At 45.6% G+C, this 16,422-nt stretch carries 14 protein-coding genes; 3 read left to right on the top strand and 11 right to left on the bottom strand.

Annotation, left to right across the window (positions count from 1 at the left end; translation table 11 throughout):
• Positions 1–35 precede the first annotated feature (35 nt).
• A complete protein-coding gene (locus tag ACUYLD_RS02590; protein WP_061831409.1) occupies positions 36–1,058 on the bottom strand; it encodes a globin-coupled sensor protein in 1,023 nt (340 codons plus the stop codon).
• Positions 1,059–1,354: 296 nt separating this feature from the next.
• Positions 1,355–3,250: a PrkA family serine protein kinase gene (locus tag ACUYLD_RS02585; RefSeq protein WP_165176125.1), complete on the bottom strand. Its 1,896-nt coding sequence runs from the start codon at positions 3,248–3,250 to the stop codon at positions 1,355–1,357.
• Between the two features lie 283 nt (positions 3,251–3,533).
• Here ACUYLD_RS02585 and ACUYLD_RS02580 point away from each other — a divergent pair, with 283 nt between their 5' ends.
• The gene (locus ACUYLD_RS02580; protein ID WP_069291494.1) at positions 3,534–4,367 is read left to right on the top strand and encodes a DUF2161 domain-containing phosphodiesterase; all 834 of its coding nucleotides are present in this window, start codon (positions 3,534–3,536) and stop codon (positions 4,365–4,367) included.
• 19 nt (positions 4,368–4,386) lie between these two features.
• Here ACUYLD_RS02580 and ACUYLD_RS02575 read toward each other — a convergent pair whose 3' ends face one another.
• Both ACUYLD_RS02575 and ACUYLD_RS02570 read right to left on the bottom strand, forming a co-directional pair.
• Positions 4,387–5,640: an aminotransferase-like domain-containing protein gene (locus tag ACUYLD_RS02575; protein ID WP_061829165.1), complete on the bottom strand. Its 1,254-nt coding sequence runs from the start codon at positions 5,638–5,640 to the stop codon at positions 4,387–4,389.
• Between the two features lie 50 nt (positions 5,641–5,690).
• Positions 5,691–6,347 carry a response regulator transcription factor gene (locus tag ACUYLD_RS02570; RefSeq protein ID WP_220027414.1) on the bottom strand — a complete coding sequence of 219 codons (657 nt, stop codon included), beginning with the start codon at positions 6,345–6,347 and terminating at the stop codon, positions 5,691–5,693.
• A 275-nt stretch (positions 6,348–6,622) separates the two neighbouring features.
• Between ACUYLD_RS02570 and ACUYLD_RS02565 the strand changes: the two genes are divergently transcribed.
• Both ACUYLD_RS02565 and ACUYLD_RS02560 read left to right on the top strand, forming a co-directional pair.
• Complete coding sequence (locus ACUYLD_RS02565) at positions 6,623–7,030, top strand: hypothetical protein (protein WP_013309441.1); 408 nt, start codon at positions 6,623–6,625, stop codon at positions 7,028–7,030.
• The gene (locus ACUYLD_RS02560; RefSeq protein WP_103048231.1) at positions 7,027–8,094 is read left to right on the top strand and encodes a phosphodiester glycosidase family protein; all 1,068 of its coding nucleotides are present in this window, start codon (positions 7,027–7,029) and stop codon (positions 8,092–8,094) included. Before ACUYLD_RS02565 ends, ACUYLD_RS02560 begins: the two co-directional genes overlap by 4 nt.
• A gap of 98 nt (positions 8,095–8,192) precedes the next feature.
• On the opposite strand, the gene ACUYLD_RS02555 is transcribed toward ACUYLD_RS02560, so the two are convergent.
• The 7 genes from ACUYLD_RS02555 to ACUYLD_RS02525 all read right to left on the bottom strand — a co-directional run bounded on the left by ACUYLD_RS02555 (position 8,193) and on the right by ACUYLD_RS02525 (position 16,422).
• Positions 8,193–8,441 carry an AbrB/MazE/SpoVT family DNA-binding domain-containing protein gene (locus tag ACUYLD_RS02555; RefSeq protein ID WP_013309439.1) on the bottom strand — a complete coding sequence of 83 codons (249 nt, stop codon included), beginning with the start codon at positions 8,439–8,441 and terminating at the stop codon, positions 8,193–8,195.
• Between the two features lie 376 nt (positions 8,442–8,817).
• Complete coding sequence (gene trmL, locus ACUYLD_RS02550; RefSeq protein WP_061829161.1) at positions 8,818–9,282, bottom strand: tRNA (uridine(34)/cytosine(34)/5-carboxymethylaminomethyluridine(34)-2'-O)-methyltransferase TrmL; 465 nt, start codon at positions 9,280–9,282, stop codon at positions 8,818–8,820.
• Positions 9,283–9,520: 238 nt separating this feature from the next.
• Complete coding sequence (gene serC, locus ACUYLD_RS02545; RefSeq protein ID WP_250261956.1) at positions 9,521–10,612, bottom strand: 3-phosphoserine/phosphohydroxythreonine transaminase; 1,092 nt, start codon at positions 10,610–10,612, stop codon at positions 9,521–9,523.
• Positions 10,613–10,877: 265 nt separating this feature from the next.
• Entirely contained in the window at positions 10,878–12,302 is a 1,425-nt protein-coding gene (gene glnA / locus ACUYLD_RS02540) for a type I glutamate--ammonia ligase (RefSeq protein WP_061829159.1), read from the bottom strand.
• Positions 12,303–12,573: 271 nt separating this feature from the next.
• Positions 12,574–13,611 carry a 3-deoxy-7-phosphoheptulonate synthase gene (aroF, locus tag ACUYLD_RS02535; RefSeq protein ID WP_446674348.1) on the bottom strand — a complete coding sequence of 346 codons (1,038 nt, stop codon included), beginning with the start codon at positions 13,609–13,611 and terminating at the stop codon, positions 12,574–12,576.
• A 264-nt stretch (positions 13,612–13,875) separates the two neighbouring features.
• Positions 13,876–14,832: a 4-hydroxy-3-methylbut-2-enyl diphosphate reductase gene (locus ACUYLD_RS02530; RefSeq protein WP_013309434.1), complete on the bottom strand. Its 957-nt coding sequence runs from the start codon at positions 14,830–14,832 to the stop codon at positions 13,876–13,878.
• A 111-nt stretch (positions 14,833–14,943) separates the two neighbouring features.
• Positions 14,944–16,422 (bottom strand): sensor histidine kinase, encoded by a 1,479-nt coding sequence (locus ACUYLD_RS02525; RefSeq protein ID WP_446674347.1) that lies wholly within the window; start codon positions 16,420–16,422, stop codon positions 14,944–14,946.

Raw genomic sequence — 16,422 nt, 5'->3', positions numbered from 1 at the left:
AGCCTCCAACGTAAGGATAGCCTTCAAGCCACATCTTACACCTTTAGCATTTCCGAGGAGTGCTGCAGCATTTCCAATTCCTTCACCATGTTTTCGATCAGCTTTGTGAACGAAGCCAATTCCTCTGAGCTGGAAGCCTGTTGCCGGGCACTGGCTGTTGTGACAGCTGTTTCGGATTGCACACTGTCAAGCATACGGGCAATATCCAGCACCTTGCGCTGAATTTGCTCCTGTGCTTGCTTCGAATTAGATGCAAGCTTTCGCACCTCCTGTGCCACAATTTGAAACCCGCGCCCTGCTTCCTGCGCATGGGCAGCTTCAATCGCCGCATTCAGTCCCAGCAGATGAGTCTGATCGGACAGTTCCCGGATCGTACCACTCATCTGCTCAATATGCTTAATCTCGTCACTCAAATGCTGTACCAATTCCTCTGTATGTTCCTGCGAAGAAGCAGTGTTGCAGGCACTCTCCGCGATATTATCCGTATTTTCCCTAAGCTCAGCAATCATCCCGGTCAAATTTTGCGCAATTCGGGACACAACGGTCAGCACCTGCGTTTGTTCGTCGGCCAGCTCGTTGATTTGTTCCTTTTCCTTTTCCTGATAAGCTTCCAGTACAAGCTGGGAATCCAGGTTGAACATTTTGGAAAGAGCATGCACAATAGAAAACCAATCCTCTATCCCCGAACGCTTTAAAATGTCGACTGCAATATCAAGATAAGCAATGTACGTGCCTAAATAATAATCGGAAGACAATCCGATTCGGGAATGTACCTGCCCCACAAAAAGACGGTGTTCGATAAACTGATCATCTATTTTTCCATCTGCGAGAGAAAGCCAGTATTCACGTTGTGTTTGTTTTAGTCGTTCAATATTCGACCATTTGGAAATAATCGACATGAGATGCGGAACCTTTTCTACATGCTCATAAAACCGATCGACCACCTCATTCACAATAGATTGGAATAGTCCCTGATAATGATGCAATAAAGCCAAATCATCATCAGTAATACCAATATATTGTATCTGTTTTAATCTACTCTCCGCGACATGAATCATAAGTTCCTCCAAATAATAGTTTACATAGATTTTACATTACCATATTTATCGGCAACTTTTTAGAAAATGTTAAAAAAGCAGAAGATTGATTATGATTTTTTTCATAGCAATTTCAGAAAAATTATATATAAACTCAACTGCTTAATGATACAAAAAAAAGAATCCGGCAGCACCTGAAATCCCCTGTGCTTGCCGAATTCCCTCTACGAAACACGTTCATCGGATACCTCACAACCGTATGACACCATCCAGATCAACCCATGGTTTCACCATACTGTACTTGTTTATTATTCGTCTTACCGATTCAGGAGGCTACCTACATACCTTAACAGATCGTTGGCGCTGGCTCCTGTGTAGCCGTGCTCCTCAATCAGTCGCTTAATCACCTCATTCATCCGTTTGAGCTGATTAGCGTCAGGCGTTTTGGTCGAAGTCGTAATCTTCACAATATCCTTCAAATCGGCGAACAGCTTCTTCTCAATGGCTTCTCGCAGCCGATCATGATGATGATACTCAAACTTTCGTCCCTTGCGAGAATACGCGGAAATACGGATTAATATTTCTTCACGGAACGCTTTTTTCGCATTTTCCGATACCCCGATTTGCTCCTCAATAGAGCGCATGAGCCGCTCATCCGGGTCGAGTTCCTCATCTGTGAGCGGATCGCGAATTTTCGCCCAATTGCAAAAAGCTTCGATGTTATCCAAATAGTTGTCAAACAGCGTCTTGGCTGATTCCTCGAAAGAGTACACAAAGGCCTTCTGCACTTCTTTTTTCGCCAATTCGTCATATTCCTTACGAGCCACGGAAATGAAATTCAGATACCGCTCCCGTTCTTCCTTTGTGATGGAGGCATGTTGATCCAGACCATCCTTAATTGCTCGTAAAATGTCTAGGGCATTGATGGATTCCACATTTTGCTTAATCAATGCACTAGAAATACGATTAATGACGTACCGCGGGTCTACCCCGGACATACCTTCCTCCAGAAACTCACTTTGCATTTCCTTCAGATCGGCTTCCTTGTATCCTTCGACCTCTTCACCGTCATACATGCGCATCTTTTTGACCAGATCCATCCCCTGTTTCTTCGTCTCCTTCAAGCGGGTAAGCACGGAGAAAATGGCAGCCGTTCTCAGCGCATGAGGCGCAATGTGGATATGTCTCATATCACTTTGATCAATGAGCTTGGCGTAAATCTTTTCTTCCTCAGATACTTTCAGGTTATAAGGAATCGGCATTACAATCATCCGTGATTGCAACGCCTCGTTCTTTTTGTTTGCAATAAAGCTTTTATACTCGGATTCATTGGTGTGAGCCACGATCAGTTCATCTGCACTGATGAGCGCAAACCGCCCAGCCTTAAAATTTCCCTCTTGGGTCAGAGAAAGCAAATTCCACAAAAACTTCTCATCGCATTTCAGCATTTCCTGAAACTCCATCAGTCCACGATTCGCTTTGTTCAATTCTCCGTCAAACCGATACGCACGCGGATCGGATTCCGAACCATACTCTGTAATCGTGGAAAAGTCGATGCTGCCCGTCAAATCAGCAATATCCTGTGACTTCGGATCAGAAGGGCTGAACGTACCAATACCAATCCGGTTTTCTTCCGATATAAATACCCGCTCCACGCGGACCTTTTCAATATCACCATCAAATTCCGTGCGCAATCTCATCTGGCAGGATGGGCAGAGATTTCCTTCAATCCGTACACCCAGCTCCTTTTCAAAATCGGGACGCAGCTCATGGGGAATCAGATGCAGCGGGTCCTCGTGCATGGGGCAGCCTTCAATCGCGTATACGGCTCCCTGATCCGTTCTTGAAAATTTCTCCAGACCACGTTTTAACAACGTGACCAGTGTCGATTTCCCCCCACTAACGGGTCCCATCAAAAGAAGGATACGCTTGCGAACATCGAGCCGCCTGGCTGAGGAATGGAAATATTCCTCCACCAATTTTTCCAGCGCTCGATCCAGTCCAAAGATCTCCTGCTCAAAAAATTTGTATCGCTTATGTCCCCCAACCTCTTCTACACCAAAAGATTCAATCATCTTGTAAACCCGTGCATGAGCTGTCATCGCCGGCGTCGGGTCTTTCTTGAGTATCTCAATATACTCTCTAAAAGTGCCGCTCCAGGCCAGACGGTTGTTTTCCGCCCGGTACTCCGCAACGCGTTCAAAAATATTCATGCTCGGTTCCTCCCATGACTGCGTAATGACTATCCTCCACTCCTGATGATTATGGCTACACTCGTCACGCCTTTCAGGATATGATGCAATCCCCTTAAAAAAAGTGTAATACATACCTATGCAGATTGATTTCAGAATTGACCTATTTTTTGTGACAGGTCTCTCTGCTTTTTCGAAAAAACCAAGGGATACACTGTGCTAAAATATACAACAACGACGCGGACCTGACGCATTATGGTACAATATAAGCTCGGAATAATGGGATAAAGGAGCGGGAGAAGTCATGGCGGTTCGGCATGAGACGGAGCTGTACGCTCCAGTGAAAGCCTTTTTTGAGAACTTGGGATATGAAGTCAAAGGAGAGGTGCGCAACTGCGATTTGGTGGGTATCAAGCCAGGGCAACAGACACCATTGATTGTGGAGATCAAAAAGACGTTTAACCTGGCGCTTGTGCTGCAAGGCATGCAGCGTTTGAAACTAAGCAGCAATGTATATGTAGCTGTAGAACGAAATCGTGCCAAAAAAGGGGCCGTGAATCAACGCTGGAACGAGCTGGTCGGACTGTGCCGCCAGTTGGGACTTGGCTTGCTCACCGTCACCCATTTTAAAACGAAGCCGCCGCTCGTTGAGGTACTGTGTAAGCCTGCGGCGCATAGCGACAATGTCCACAATGCAGCAACGGTACGCCACGGCTCGCGCAAGGAAAAGCTGCTGCGGGAATTTCACGCACGCAGCGGTGACCACAATACCGGCGGCAGCACCCGACGCAAGCTGGTCACTGCCTACCGGGAAAAAGCGCTGCGCGTAGCCGCAGCCTTGCAGGGCTTGGGGGAAGCTGCCCCGGCGCAGCTCGCTCGCATAGCAGCCGTCAGCACAGCTGCTGCCGTACTTCAGCACAACTACTACGGCTGGTTTGAGCGCGTATCCCGCGGCCGCTATCGACTGACTCCGTTTGGCGAAGCTGCCCTGAACGAGTATGCGGCAGTACTGCAAGAGCATGGCATAAAAACGGCCGCTGAAATAGACGCAGAGCTTGACGAGGACAGTGGACAGCTCCAGATTGCGGAAGCGCCAATCACTTACTCCACCGTTGTTGTGGAAGCGGAGGATGACTGACATGGGGCGATGGTTTTCGCTAGCTCCGCGCAGTAAATTCGCTAATCGTCTCACCGATCAGATTCATGCCCATAAGCAATTGCTCACGGCCCGGATGGCTAAAATTAAGGCGAATATGGGACGCGCCTTCACTGCCAACCGCACATAGTGCACCTGGCATAAAGGCTACGCCTTTGGGTAACGCCGCCTTTAGCAGCAATGCGCTGTCCAGCCCATCGGGCAACTGCACCCATACATACATGCCACCGGACGGAATATGATACGTCACGTCTTTCCAAAACGGGCGCTTGAGCAGCTCCAAGATTAATTGAAGTCGAGTCGAATATTCCTTGTTCAGCATCGCTAAGTGCTCGTGCCATTGAAAACGCGAGCTGGTCAGCAATTGGAACAACAACCGTTGGTTCATCGTACTGGATTGCATATCAGCCAGCTGCTTCAAGGCGTACATTCCTTCAATCAGCGGCGCAGGACCAGCAGCCCAACCCGTTCTGAGCGCAGGAGCAACTGTTTTATTGAACGAACCGATATAGAGCACTTGGCCGCCCTGACCCGCATGATCCAGCGCAAATAGAGAGGGGTAAGTCTCTGCAAATTTTCGACTCTGACCATGTGGACTCTTGTCATGGAACTCATTTTTTTGCTTCAAATGCAATTCACCATAAGAATCATCCTCAACTACTAACACCTCATGATGCCTGCACAGGTCCAAAATTTCCTGCCGCCTAGCCGCGCTCCATAAGGAGCCCGTCGGATTCGTAAACGTCGGCGTGGCAAAAAAAAGCTTGGGTCGATAACGGATCATTAAAGCTTCAAGCTTATCAGGAATGACACCTTCCCCATCTGATTCTACAGGAACGATCTGAGCACCCTGCATAGATAGCACTTGTAAACATCCAGGAGACGTAGGGTTTTCGACCAATACCGGATCACGCTCATCCACCATCAGCCTTATGATCAGGTCAATGGCCTGCTGACTGCCTGTCGTGAGGAGGATTTGACCTGGTGGTACTCTTACTCCTTTACGCTGTTCCCACTCTCCCGCAAGCCATGCTCGCAAAGGGAAATAGCCCTCCGGTTCACCATACTGGAGGGCGTCAGGGCCGGAGCCAAACACATCATGGGCCGCTTCTTCCAGCAGCTTCACCGGAAACAGCTCTTGTGCAGGTAGTTCTTCAGCCAGAGATATAAAGGAGTGTCTTCTCGCATTTTCCCGGATATGACGCACTGGAGAAGCCAACATCGCAGCCGTTCGTGAAGCAAAGGAATATTGCATGAACATCCTCCTTCTCCTGAAAAATAGGTCATGATCTCCGGGCTGACGCATCAGGCATATAGCTGCTTCATCTGACGCGCATATAAGGCATAACGTTCAATCGCCTGCGCCCGGCTGGACACGCCTAATTTCGCATAAATTTTACGTAGATAATTATCAATGGAGCGCCGGCTAACTTCGATCTCGATAGCAATTTTGTCATATGTAATTCCTTGTACAATACGTTCCATAATAAACACTTCGGTTTGTGTCAATTCGTCAAAAGGCTCGGATGCCATTAACGGTATAAAGGGCCAGTTTCCACACCGAATCCAATCCATTGGTAAAGAAGCAAATCCTTCGCGCAAACCGTTGATCAAATGGATTAACTGGCTCGGTGATGCCTGTTTGGATAACATTCCATTTGCTCCAAGCGAAATTAACTGCTGAAACAACGTAATATTATCCTCATCCGTCATAATAACAATATGGCTGTCCGGAGACAAGGCCCGCATTTGTGTCAAAAATGGTTCCGCCGTTCCCTCAGGCAACCTGTAGTCCATTAAAATGATTTCCGGTCGAATGGAGCAAGCCAGCTCCAAGCCTTCCGTTCCGGAGGAAGACATCCCTCTGACAAGCAAATCCTGCTGGTCTTCCAAAATAAGCTTTGTTCCCAGCATACTTGTAGGATGGATATCTATGATGACCACCTGCCATACTTTTCTCATATCTAAACCTCCTGAGTTTACAAAAAAATACATAGTTAGTAGCGAAAATAATTCTAAAATTAGGGATTGCATATGTAGAAATTGCGCGAATATGAACGTATAGGAAGCGAAAAACGTTTAAGGAAATTGTATCCTAGGACTTCCTTCCGATGCAATCTCTTTTTCCAATATTTTTATACGACTATTTCGCTTTTGCGAAATAAATAGGCCCATGATAGAATTGGTACTGCAAATAAAGACTGGAAATTTGACTTTACACGGGAGTTGAAAATCGTATGCAAGCTTCACCTGAACGTCCTCCTGCCGAAGCTCGGCGGAGTAATTCAAGAAAGGGGTTACCCGTAAAGGCTTTTCTGCTATTTTGGTTCATTCTTATTATATTAGGTGCTCTCGCAACCTATCTGTATAGCAATCACTTGAAGCAGCAAATGCTAAACGAGATGCAGACCCATACAGACCAACAGATTCAAGCACTCAAATCTGACTATGAAAAGCAACTGACTGCTCTTTCCAAGGAAGTTAGCGGATTGCAGGGAAAAGTCCAGTCCTTCAATGAACTACTGACCTTTACTAAGGATAATGCAAACAATAAGACCGATAACAGCAACAAACTGTATACCCAATTAAACGAAGTCAAGCAGCAGCTCAATACACTTCAGAAAAAAATGGACTTGCTAAAATGAATGTAGACGCAAAACAAGTGAACCGGTTCTTTATGTTGGCCCTTGCTCCTTTTATCGGCTTGTTGGGGTATATTTTGTTAGTGCATCCCTCATTGAGCTTTCCTGGGTCTACTTCTTTGAGTTTGCAAAAAGCTGAAGTCACTCTACAAATGCAATCAGTAGGCAAGCAGCTTGATGAAGCCAAGCAAACGGCAACATACACCTTGTCTACAATTCGCCGGACTTCTGAGCTATACAAGCAAACGACTCAAACGATGAATCAGCTTGTCGTGACTGCCTCTACGCAGTCCAAGCGGCCCGCGATCATCTATGATCGACGCATCACCGCCAAACTGGGGGTTCCCTATGAGCGGGTAGATAGCAATCGGATTACCATTGAATTATTTAAGGTAAACCCGGGAATTTATCATGGCTACGCTATGAAGGTCAAACTTAAAGATCCTACTGCTATGAAAATGTCTTTGGGAAGTGACAAATTGGGTGGCTCGGAAACCACCATGCGTGCAGTCTTGAGACACGGAGCTATTGCAGGCATCAATGCAGGCGGCTTTGCGGATGGAGACGGCAAACGCTATCCATTAAGCACTACTGTCTTGAACGGCCACTACCTTACTGGCTTTCAGTCCAGTTTTAAGGATTTGTCCTTCGTCGGACTGAGTAACGATGGCAAGCTTATCGGTGGCAAATTTTACAGTCAAGGTGCTCTTGACAGCTTAAAGCCTGCCTTTGGTGCTACCTTCGTTCCCGTCCTGCTGCAAAGAGGACAAAAAATGCCTATTCCTGACAAATGGAAAGTCTCCCCCAAGCGGGCCCCACGTACGGTCATTGGCAACTATAAAGATGATCAGTTACTCATTATTGTCGTAGACGGCTACAATGAAAGCGGGGGTTCGGGCGCGACGCTCGAAGAACTGCAAGGAAAAATGTACAATCTAGGTGTTCAAGATGCCTATAATTTGGACGGAGGCGGTTCCTCGTCGCTTATACTTAACGGTCGAGTCGTAAACAAACCGTCAGATGGTAATTTGCGTCCAGTCCCTACTCATTTTTTGTTCTATAAATAGCTATGTGTAGTCTGCTAACAAATTAAATATGCTTGCCGACGTACGGCTCTATCCGAAAAAAAGCATCACGAACGAATGTCGTGATGCTTTTGCCTCATTTAGGAGGAATACTGTGTCATTTCTGTCAGGCATTGAGCACAAATATAACGGTCTTTGAAATCGTTCACTTGTTCTACTGACCCGCAGAATACACATTTTGGACGATAACGCTCCAAAATAATGTGGTCACCCTGAACCAAAATTTCGACAGGATCTCCCTCATTCATTTGATATCTTTTACGCAGTGACTTAGGCAAAACTATTCTTCCCAGCTGATCAACTTTACGTACCACACCGGCAGGTTTCATCGTGATCGTACACCTCTCCTATTAAGTAATAACTTACAATTTTCTTTCCATGCGAAAAACTAGGTACAAAGACACTATTCTTTATGTAGTATTCGCTGTCTTTTTGTCGAATCCTGCTGATCACAGGAAATTTTATTACATTTTTTCATAAAATCATGAACCATATCAAAGTATGGTACAGAATGTCTATAATATTTTTATCGACCGGAAAGCCAATTATCATTAGCCCTCGCTGAGAAATTTCGCAAATTTTTGACCGTACAACCTTTATTTAAGTTCCACTATCATATAGATTTGAGCAATATAGGTGAAACTTTTATTACCAACTAAGGTCCTGGTTCTTTATTCGCATTTATACTTGTTCACTCGATGTTCTTTACGATAAACCTGGAAAATCCATTTGTCTCAACGCTTCATATACGATAATCGCAGCGGAATTCGACAAGTTTAGAGATCTTACTTTATCTGACATAGGCATCTTGATGCATGTATTTGGATTAGCAGCTAGCAGCTCTGGCGGCAAACCTTTCGTTTCTTTACCAAATACCAAGAAGTCTCCATCCTGAAATGCAATATCACTATATCGCTGATTCGCTTTGGTCGTCGCATAAAAAAAGCGACCTTCCTGATATTTCTCCTGCACTTCAGCAAAAGACTCATGATATTCAATGTGGACAGCATACCAATAATCAAGTCCGGCCCGTTTTAACGTGGCATCGTCGGTACGGAAGCCCAGTGGCTTTACCAGATGTAGATGAGTTCCGGTTGCAGCACACGTTCTAGCAATATTCCCTGTGTTAGCCGGGATTTCCGGCTCGACAAGCACAATATGTAATGGCATCACGTTTCGTTCCCTTCATTTTAAATTCATCAGACAAATAACCTACAGTTTAACCAAAGTGTATACATTGAAAACATACACATTCTTTTATTTTAACAAAATCAGACAGATATGAACATCAAACGACAAAAATTTCAACCCACACCACTAAAAGCCTTCCCCTATACACATTCAGGGAAGGCTCTACATTTACATTTTCGATTTCAAATATCGTGTATCGAAATATATGTCCGTGTAATCAACTGTTACGTTGCTTGAATCCGTCCATAAACTCGGCTAATGCTTGACAGTTCTCCAGTGGAACAGCATTGTAGATCGAGGCGCGAAGCCCTCCTACACTGCGATGTCCCTTCAGTCCGATAAATCCGGCCTGTTCGGATTCCTTAATAAATTGTTTTTCCAGATCCTCATTCGCGAGGCGGAAGGTTACATTCATGATAGAGCGATCAGCGCTGTCCACACAACCACGATAGAAGCCTTCGCTACTGTCAATACGGTCGTATAGCAAAGCAGCTTTCTGCTGGTTCACACGCTCAATGCCTTCCAAACCGCCTTCTTCCTGAATCCATTTCAGCACTTCATTCACCATGTATATGGCAAAGGATGGGGGAGTATTGTAGAGAGAGTTATTTTTTTCATATGTGCTATAACGCAACATCGTAGGAATATTGTCCGGTGAGGAAGTCAGCAACTCTTCACGGGCAATCACGACCGTCACACCAGAAGGTCCCAGATTTTTTTGTGCGCCAGCATAAATCAATCCAAATTGAGTAACATCAAAAGGCTTGCAAAAAATATCACTGGACATGTCCACAATCAAGGGTACGGAACCCGTATCCGGGAATTGCTTAAATTGTGTACCTTCAATCGTTTCGTTGGACGTCATATGCACATAAGCAGTATTCTCAGGCAAGTCCAAGGAATCCACATTCGGAAGACGCATGTACTTCTCATCAGCGGAGGATGCAGCAACATGAGCCTTGCCCAGTAGCTTGGCTTCTTTATATGCCTTGTCCGACCAGCTACCTGTCATTACATAGCTCCCAGTCTGTCCTTCGCGCAAGAAATTTAAAGGCAGCATCGCAAACTGCGTACTTGCACCACCTTGTAGGAATAACACCTTGTAGCCTTGTGGATTGCCCAGCAGAGATAACAGGCGTTCCTGCGCCTCATTATGAACAGATTCATACACAGCTCCACGGTGAGACATTTCCATGATCGACATCCCTGTTCCCTGGAAATCTACGAATTCAGCTTGTACACGTTCTAGTACTTTAAGCGGCAATGCCGCTGGTCCTGCATTAAAATTGTAGGCTCTCTTACTCAACAAATTCCCATCCCTTCTCTACTCTGGTGTGGATATTATCGCTATGATAGCAGTATTCATAAATGCGTTCAAGACTTGTATAAAAATGTTTTCAATTTCATTTATGATGTGACAGAGTTGTGAATGTCAATATATTTAACATCTTTATTCTGTGATTTTCACTTTAATATTAAAAGGTCCCCGGCATAAGACCGGAGACCTATTTTGAATAACAACTGTTACCCGTAAGCTAATGCTTGTTATTCAAAGCAGCTATGCTATCGACTTATTAGCAGTCAAAATACAGGCTGTATTCGTGTGGATGAACACGGATATTCACCGATTTAGCTTCAGAACGTTTGAGCTCTACATAGTTATCAATAAAGTCCTTCGTAAATACGCCGCCTTCAGTCAAGAATTCGTAGTCAGCTTCCAGAGCGTCCAGAGCCTCATCCAATGAGCCAGGTACGCTACGGATTTTACCTTTTTCAGCGTCAGACAGCTCGTAGATGTTGCTGTCAAGTGGACCATATCCCAATTCGATTGGGTTCAGTTTGCGCTTGATGCCATCCAGACCCGCCATCAGCATTGCTGAGAAGGCAAGGTAAGGGTTAGCTGTGGAGTCCGGTGTACGGAACTCGATCCGACAGCCTTTTGGAGTAACAGCTGCTACTGGAATACGTACAGCCGCAGAACGGTTACCTTTGGAGAATACCAGGTTAACTGGTGCTTCGTAGCCAGGAACGAGACGTTTGAACGAGTTGGTGCTTGGGTTGGTCAAAGCGATCAACGCAGGTGCGTGGTACAGAATACCGCCAATGTAATGAAGAGCCATTTCGCTCAGATTAGCATAACCACCTTTTTCGTAGAACAAAGGAGTGTCGCCATCGAAAATAGATTGGTGAACGTGCATACCGCTTCCGTTATCCCCAAAAATCGGTTTCGGCATGAATGTTGCCACTTTACCATATTGACGAGCTGTGTTGTGTACAATGTATTTATAAACGAGCAGGTTGTCTGCTGTTTTCTTGAGTGTATCAAAACGGAAGTTGATTTCCGCTTGGCCTGCCGTAGCTACCTCATGGTGATGGCGCTCAATTCTCAGACCTGCTTCTTCAAGCAAACGGCACATTTCACTACGGATATCTTGTTGGGTGTCTACTGGCGCTACAGGTACATATCCGCCCTTCACCCCCACTTTAAAGCCCAGGTTACCGCCTTCTTCCTTACGGTTCGTGTTCCAAGCTGCTTCCTCGGAATCTACGAAGAAGGAGGAGCTGTTCATGCCGCTTTCGTAGCGTACATCATCAAAGATGAAAAACTCGGACTCAGGTGCAAAAAATGCTGCTGTGCCCACTCCTGCCGATTGCAGAAATGCCTCAGCTTTTTTTGCGATGCCGCGAGGATCGCGGTCGTATTTTTCGCCGTCTGGCGTAGCAATGTCACACAGGATATTCAGTGTAGGATGCTGAGTGAAAGGGTCGATAAAAACCGCTTCTGGATCGGGCAGCATAACCATGTCGGATTCCTCAATGCCACGATAGCCGGGAATGGAAGAACCGTCGAAAGCAACACCGTTAACAAATGTCTCTTCATCTACTTCGGAAGCTGGCAATGAAATATGGTGAGCACGACCAGACAAATCTACAAAACGAAAATCTACCCACTCAATATTATTTTCCTGAATTGTTTTCAATACGTTTTCAACGGACATGTCTTCTTCCTCCCAATTTTTCCGAACATTAAGTCTTATACAACCCTGAAATGTTCATGATCGAATGTTTTTTTCTGTCGTCATTATAAATCTCAAACATGACACGGGTCAATAGCTATGTAAGGTATTTTTTAAACTAATGTTAGATATGCTTACGCCCTTGATAACATTTGAATAGCACAAAAAGCCCGAAACATCGGGCTTTTAGGCAATTTAAATCTAATTACTGCGTTGCAGCAAAACTTTTATGCATTAATGTTGAATATTGGTTTTAAGCAATGGTAGTAGGCGTGTGAAATGTTTTCCCCACAGCAGGAGCCAATATTTCCAAATCTTTTAGCAAATCTGAAAATTGATCTGGGAACAGGGATTGTACGCCGTCACCCGTCATCGAGTTGTCAGGGTCTGTATGCATCTCAATAATTAAACCATCCGCTCCGGCAGCTACCGAAGCCTTCGTCATAGGAACAACCAGTTCACGTCTACCTGTGCCATGGCTAGGATCGGAAATGACCGGCAAATGGCTCAACTGTTGCAAAACAGGGATCGCGGACAAGTCGAGCGTATTTCTAGTGTAGGTTTCGAATGTACGAATACCGCGCTCACACAACATAACATTCGGATTGCCGCCTGCCAAGATGTACTCAGCAGCATTCAAGAACTCATCATAGGTCGAGCTGAAACCGCGCTTGAGCAATACTGGCTTGCCGCAAGTACCCAGCTTGCGCAGCAAATCAAAGTTTTGCATATTACGTGTTCCTACTTGCAGAATATCGGCGTATTCCGCGCAGATGTCTACGTATTCAGGTGTCATGACCTCTGTGATGGTCAAGAGATCGTGCTTTTGCCCCGCCTCAGCCATCATGATTAAACCTTCTACACCCGTTCCTTGGAAGCTGTATGGCCCTGTACGCGGCTTAAAAGCCCCCCCACGGAGAACTTGCGCGCCTGCAGCTTTGACCAATCCGGCAATTTCATCTATCTGTGCAGCAGACTCAACAGCACATGGTCCACCCATAATGACAAGCTCGCCCCCGCCGATATTTACATCTTTAATAGAGATAACCGTATTTTCCGGATGAAAATCACGGCTGGCCAATTTATAGGACTTCGATATTTTAACCACATTTTCTACGCCTTTCATTTGACGCAGATGTTCAGCCAGCTTGGGTTCTACGCTACCGATCAGTCCGATGATCGTGCGATCCGATCCCCTTGATACATGAGCCTGCAATCCTTCTTTCTCAATAACTTCAACAATAGCTTGAATATGCTCTTCAGGTGTTTGAACACCAGCGATAACGATCATTTTTTTCTTCCTCTCTATGAAACATATTTTATAAACCAACATATAGGTTAATATTATGGCACTTAGACGCTTGTTCGCTTTTAAGCTTTTATTCGTTAAAGCAACTATACCTGTTTTAGCTATACTCGTCAAGGCTTAATTATCCCGATTTATTCAATATTCTAACTTAATGAAGCTAACCGGATAATATCTACAAATTAAAACAATTTAAAAAGCCGCTATCCGGATGGTTGTATCCAAATAACGGCTGTAATCAATCACATACTATTTCGTTGTTTTTGACTTCTCTCGTACAGGAGGCAGCAGTTTTTTCATATCTATGGTTCGCTGAATCTCCCACGTATCCGGGTTAGCCGCGTCATACTGCTCCAAATACGTAATAACCTCTTTGGTAATCAGTGTCGGCGTTGAAGCCCCAGAAGTCACAGCCACTTTGGCTACACCTTCAAGCCACTCTCTCTTCAGCTCGGTTACATCAGAAATACGATAAGCTGTTGTACCAGCAATCTCCTCCGAAACCTGAGCCAATCGGTTTGAATTGTTACTGCGCGGATCACCGACAACGATCACCAGATCCGCCTGTCCAGCCTGCTCAGCTACCGCTTCCTGACGTACCTGCGTCGCCAAACAGATTTCATTGTGTATCTCAGCACCCGGGAACTTCTCCAGCAGCTTTTTCATAATGTGCTTGATGTCCCATTGGCTCATGGTCGTCTGATTCGTGATAAGAATTTTGCCAGCTGGCAACGTAAGACTGTCAATCTCTTCTTCTTTTTCAATCAGATGAACATGATCAGGAGCAATACCGATAGCTCCTTCTGGCTCTGGATGATTCTTTTTGCCAATATAAACAATCTGATAGCCTTCGGCAGACTTCTCCCGAATCAGATCATGCGTCTTTGTGACGTCAGGGCAAGTCGCGTCTACCGTAGTCAGCCCCTTGTCTCGTGCCAGCTTGCGAACCTCTGGTGATACGCCATGAGCAGTGAAGATAACAGTGCCGCTCTCTACCTGGCTTAAAATCTCCATGCGGTTCGGGCCGTCCAGTGTAATAATCCCTTCGTCTTCAAAGGAATTGGTGACATGACTGTTATGCACAATCATGCCCAATATATAAATAGGCCGGGGTAAGTCCAGATTTCTGGCTGCCTGACGAGCCAATACCATGGCATCGACTACGCCGTAGCAGTAACCCCGGGGCGAAATTCTGAGTACTTCCAAAATGAGCCCCCGCTTTCTTCGACACAGTATACAGCTCCGATAACTCGGTAGCTGTGGGCATCCTAGCCTTTACCGGCCAATTCTATGATGTAGTTGCCTTCCTATTATAGCCTATTCCAAAGGCGCGGAAAAGCTGACCGGAAGCCAGATGACAAATGTCGTTCCTTCTCCTTGGCGCGTAACCACTTCCACAGACCCGTGATGTTCATCAATAATCCACTTGGCAATAGATAGCCCCAACCCAATTCCCTCTGTCACCCCGCGTGATTCATCTGCCCGGTAAAAGCGGTCAAAAATAAAGGGAACCTCACTCTTGTCCATTCCAATGCCCGTATCACTGATCCGTAGGCCCACCTGTCCTTGATAAACAATGGCATCAAATCGGACTGTGCCCTCAGGTGTGTATTTGAATGCATTATCAATGAAAATGAATAGCATTTGCTGCAAATAATCCTTGCTGCCATCCATATAAATACCATTCAGCAATGAAAAATCTCCCACATTCCATTCGGCCGTTCGCTCTAAAAACTGAGCACGACGGGCAACCTCACTTACAAGTGGTTCCAGCGCAACGGGAGTCTTATCGAACGTTTTCCCTGTGTCCGCTCTCGCGAGTGACAACATATCACTCACTAAACGGCTCATCCGTTTGCCTTCATCCGCCATGTCATTTAATGCCTCCATAGAAAGCTCGCGAATCATCTCTTCATCCATATTCGGTCGCTCTCCTGGTTCGGTAGTCCACATTTTGAGCAAAAAATCAACGTTGCCACGGATCGTCGTTAGCGGCGTACGAAGCTCATGGGAAGCATCAGCCACAAAACGGCGCTGTGCACCGTACGCATCTTCCAGCTCCTTGTAAAACACCTCTGTGCGCCCCAGCATGTTGTTAACCGTCCCGATTAATTGGCCAATTTCATCATGTGGTCCGTCATATTCAATCCGAACACTCAAATCATTACTGGATTGAATCTGATTAGCCCCCTCAATGACCTTGACCAGCGGCTTCATAGACTTGCGAGCCAGAAAGAGACCTGAAGTCGCAGCAGCGAGTAATGCAAACAACGAGCCGTATACAAGCACATTTTGTAACCTGTTCATGAGTCGGTCCTGAGAGCCCGTGAATTGTCCTACCTGTAGCAGCCCGACCACCAAGCCCAGCTCCTCGGATTTGATCGGCTGTTGAATAATCATAAAGGAATCCCCATTGACGTTCACACGTCGAATTCCCTCATTTTGAACTGCTCCTGCCGCTGTAGATGGAACAGGGAAGGTGATACTGAGGTCTTTCATATTTTGGGTCGTTTTCGTTACACCAGACGTATAATTGTAAATTTGTACATAGAGCTGTGAGTCATCTATTCCACGTCCCTGCTCTAATCCCAAATCCAGGTTGGGGACTTCAAACAATCCCCCTTTTATAATAAGGCGTAATTGCTTGTTAATCTGTGGCGCCTGAGTCATAAGCTGACTTTTCACTTCATTATATGTGTAGTAATATACTAGTCCGTAAGTAACCAGACCAAAAATGACTAGTACTATAGCCAAGATGCTCGAATACCAGGCCGTCAGCCGCCACCGAATAGACAT

Source organism: Paenibacillus sp. SER-28 (genome assembly GCF_052906305.1).
This window is presented reverse-complemented; position numbering and strand designations above follow the sequence as displayed.

Bases quoted from the DNA above. Each gene is read 5' to 3' on its own strand.
- aroF (WP_446674348.1), bottom strand. From the start codon at position 13,611: ATGATCGTTATCGCTGGTGTTCAAACACCTGAAGAGCATATTCAAGCT.
- ACUYLD_RS02590 (WP_061831409.1), bottom strand. From the start codon at position 1,058: ATGATTCATGTCGCGGAGAGTAGATTAAAACAGATACAATATATTGGT.
- ACUYLD_RS02585 (WP_165176125.1), bottom strand. From the start codon at position 3,250: ATGAATATTTTTGAACGCGTTGCGGAGTACCGGGCGGAAAACAACCGT.
- ACUYLD_RS02560 (WP_103048231.1), top strand. From the start codon at position 7,027: ATGAATGTAGACGCAAAACAAGTGAACCGGTTCTTTATGTTGGCCCTT.
- ACUYLD_RS02575 (WP_061829165.1), bottom strand. From the start codon at position 5,640: ATGCAATATTCCTTTGCTTCACGAACGGCTGCGATGTTGGCTTCTCCA.
- ACUYLD_RS02555 (WP_013309439.1), bottom strand. From the start codon at position 8,441: ATGAAACCTGCCGGTGTGGTACGTAAAGTTGATCAGCTGGGAAGAATA.
- ACUYLD_RS02525 (WP_446674347.1), bottom strand. From the start codon at position 16,422: ATGTCTATTCGGTGGCGGCTGACGGCCTGGTATTCGAGCATCTTGGCT.
- ACUYLD_RS02565 (WP_013309441.1), top strand. From the start codon at position 6,623: ATGCAAGCTTCACCTGAACGTCCTCCTGCCGAAGCTCGGCGGAGTAAT.
- glnA (WP_061829159.1), bottom strand. From the start codon at position 12,302: ATGTCCGTTGAAAACGTATTGAAAACAATTCAGGAAAATAATATTGAG.
- trmL (WP_061829161.1), bottom strand. From the start codon at position 9,282: ATGCCATTACATATTGTGCTTGTCGAGCCGGAAATCCCGGCTAACACA.
- ACUYLD_RS02570 (WP_220027414.1), bottom strand. From the start codon at position 6,347: ATGAGAAAAGTATGGCAGGTGGTCATCATAGATATCCATCCTACAAGT.
- ACUYLD_RS02580 (WP_069291494.1), top strand. From the start codon at position 3,534: ATGGCGGTTCGGCATGAGACGGAGCTGTACGCTCCAGTGAAAGCCTTT.